Source organism: Streptomyces sp. NPDC055078, from assembly GCF_053607985.1.
Genome location: NZ_JBSGUP010000888.1, coordinates 1 through 2704 on the forward strand (window position 1 = coordinate 1; position 2704 = coordinate 2704).

At 72.9% G+C, this 2704-nt stretch carries 3 protein-coding genes; all 3 read left to right on the plus strand.

All coding sequences use genetic code 11. The features are described 5' to 3' along the window. Nucleotides 1-341, plus strand: a 341-nt coding sequence (locus ACWF94_RS38185) for an AMP-binding enzyme (RefSeq protein WP_453499510.1), incomplete at its 5' end; no start/stop codon positions are given. Between the two features lie 103 nt (nucleotides 342-444). Beyond that, the gene (locus tag ACWF94_RS38190) at nucleotides 445-1263 is read left to right on the plus strand and encodes an enoyl-CoA hydratase-related protein (protein ID WP_453499512.1); all 819 of its coding nucleotides are present in this window, start codon (nucleotides 445-447) and stop codon (nucleotides 1261-1263) included. 114 nt (nucleotides 1264-1377) lie between these two features. Further along, a complete protein-coding gene (locus tag ACWF94_RS38195) occupies nucleotides 1378-2634 on the plus strand; it encodes a TetR/AcrR family transcriptional regulator (protein ID WP_453499514.1) in 1257 nt (418 codons plus the stop codon). Nucleotides 2635-2704: the final 70 nt, after the last annotated feature.

Sequence of the window (2704 nt, forward strand, 5' to 3'; positions counted from 1 at the left end):
GCCGGGAGGCCACCACCATCAACACCGGCGGCGAGAAGGTCTTCGCGGAGGAGGTCGAGGAGGCCCTGCTGACCCATCCGGCGGTCGGCGACGCGGCCGTCGCCGGACGTCCCAGCGAACGCTGGGGCCAGGAGGTCACCGCGCTGATCACCCTCGCAGCCGGGGAGAGCGCGACCGACGAGGAGATCATCGAGGCGGCGGCCCGGCACATCGCCCGCTACAAGCTCCCCAAGGCGGTCATCCGGGTTCCCGGCATCCGCCGGACCGCGGTCGGGAAGATCGACCGCTCATGGGCGAAGCAGGTCGTCACGGAAGGCTCCGGAGCCCTCCCGGCCGGCTGAGCCGGGCCGTCTCCTCTCACCCCGCTCCCCGTCCGCTCCCCCGCGATCTCCCCGCCCGCCGGCCCCTGCGCCGGCCGTTCGCCCCCCTTGGAGGGAACCACTGATGCCGCACGTCTACGCATACGAGTCCCTGCTCGTCGAACAGACGGGCCGCCTGCTGAAGGTGACCCTCAACCGGCCCGACACCCTGAACGCGGTCGGCGCGGTGATGCACCGCGAACTCGACGAGTTCTTCCGCGAGGTGCGCTTCGACAGCGGCGTCGGCGCCATCCTGCTCACCGGCGCCGGCCGCGCCTTCTCCTCCGGCGGCGATGTGAAGTCCGTGGCCCGGGAGGCCGCCGCGGACCAGCCCCGCTCCAACGGCGCCCAGCGGGTCGGCAAGACCCTGCTCTCCTCCAAGAGCCTGATCACCAACATGCTCGATGTGGAGCAGCCGATCGTCTGCGCCGTCCAGGGATTCGCGATGGGTCTCGGCGCCACCATCGCGCTCTGCTCCGATGTCGTGATCGCCGCCGAGGACGCGGTCCTCGCGGACACTCATGTGGACATCGGCGTGGTCGCCGGTGACGGCGGCGCGGTGATCTGGCCGCTGCTGCTGCCCATCAACACCGCCAAGTACTACCTGATGACCGGCGACCGGCTCACCGGCAAGGACGCCGAACGCCTCGGTCTGGTGCTCAAGGCGGTGCCCGCCGACGCGCTGGACACCGAGGCCCTGGCGATCGCCCAGCGGCTCGCGGACGGCCCGACGCTGGCGATCCGCTGGACCAAGACAGCCGTGAACAAGATCCTCCGCGAGCGCGCCAACCTTCTCTTCGACACCTCGCTGCTGCTGGAGGGCGCGACCTTCCTCAGTGACGACCACAAAGAGGCGGCGGCGGCGTTCACAGAGAAGCGGAAACCCACGTTCCGGGGAAGGTAGGTGCCGCCGCCGGACCGTCCGGATGTACGCACGCCGATAAGTAAAGGTATGTTCTGGACTGGCGGACGCGCCGGACGGACGGGGACCGGCGCCGTGACACAAGGCTGGAGCGGTATGACCGAGAGCGGGCACGGGGCCTCGACCGGGACTCCCACGCGCGGCGCGAAGACTCCCGAGCGTGCCCGGCGGCCCAAGGACCGGCGGGCGACGATCGAGCGGATCGCGGCGGAGCTGTTCGCGGAGCGCGGGTACTCGGTGACCGGCGTGGGGGACATCGCCGAGCGGGTGGGGGTGACCCCGGGGGCGATCTACCGGCACTTCAGCGGCAAGGACGATCTCCTGCGGCACATCCTGGAGGGCTCGCTGGCCGAGTTCACCACCGCGGCGGATCCGGCGGCGGACGAGGCGCCCGGTACGGGGCCGGAGGCGCGGCTGACGGCGGCCGTGCGCCGCACGGTGGAGCTGACGCTCTCGGAGCCCGCCAGGACCGCCACGTACCTCCAGGAGTGGTACTCGCTCTCCGAGACCGCCAGGGAAGGGCTGCGCACGGGCGAGCGGCGGCTGACCCGGCTGTGGGAGAAGAACATCCGCGAGGCCCGGCCGGCCGTCTCCCACGCGGACGCGGTGACCCGGCAGCGGGCGATGAACGGTGCCCTGGGGCGGCTGGCCCAGCGCCCCGGCGCGCTGGCCCGCCCGCGCGCCAGGGTGCTGGTCACCGGGTCGCTCGAAGCGCTGCTCCTCGCCCCGGCGGACCGTTCGCCGACCTTCACCGAGCCGGGCCCCCGGCGCACCTGGACCCCGCCGCGCTCGCGGCGCCAGGAGATCAGGGATGTCGCGGCGGCCCTGTTCCGGCAGTACGGCTACCACGGTGTGGGCATCGACCAGATCGGCAGGGCGGCCGGGATCTCGGGCCCCACCGTGTACGGGACGTACACCAGCAAGGCGGAGATCCTCGTCGACGCCTGCGATCACGCGGCGGCCAAGCTGGAGGTCGCCATCGAGGATGCCCTGGAGAACGCGCGAACCCCGCAGGAGGCACTGACCCTCGCGGTACGGGCCTACACGACGGTCGCGTTCGCCGACGCCGACATCGTGGCCGTCAACACCCGGGAGATGGACGCGCTCCCGGAGGGGGACCGCGCCCGGATAGACCGCCGCCGGTCCGCCGTCCGCCAGGTGCGGGGCGCGGTGCTCGCCCAGGTGCGCCCGGATCTCGACGAGCACGAGGCCCGGGTGCTGCTGGTCTGCGCCGACGCCGCCGTCCAGGAGATGGCGCTGGTCCGCCGCAGCCGTACCAGCGTCACATCGGCCGCGGACCTGGCGCTGCGCTTCCTTCTCGCGGGCGCGCCCGAGCGCTCCGGCAAGGGCTGACGGCGGGTGGTCTCCGGGCGGGCGCCCGGACATCTTCCCCGGCCGCTCAAGGGGCTGCCGGGACCAGGCC

Coding starts and splice junctions, on each gene's coding strand:
- ACWF94_RS38190 (WP_453499512.1), top strand. CDS start 445: ATGCCGCACGTCTACGCATACGAGTCCCTGCTCGTCGAACAGACGGGC.
- ACWF94_RS38195 (WP_453499514.1), top strand. CDS start 1,378: ATGACCGAGAGCGGGCACGGGGCCTCGACCGGGACTCCCACGCGCGGC.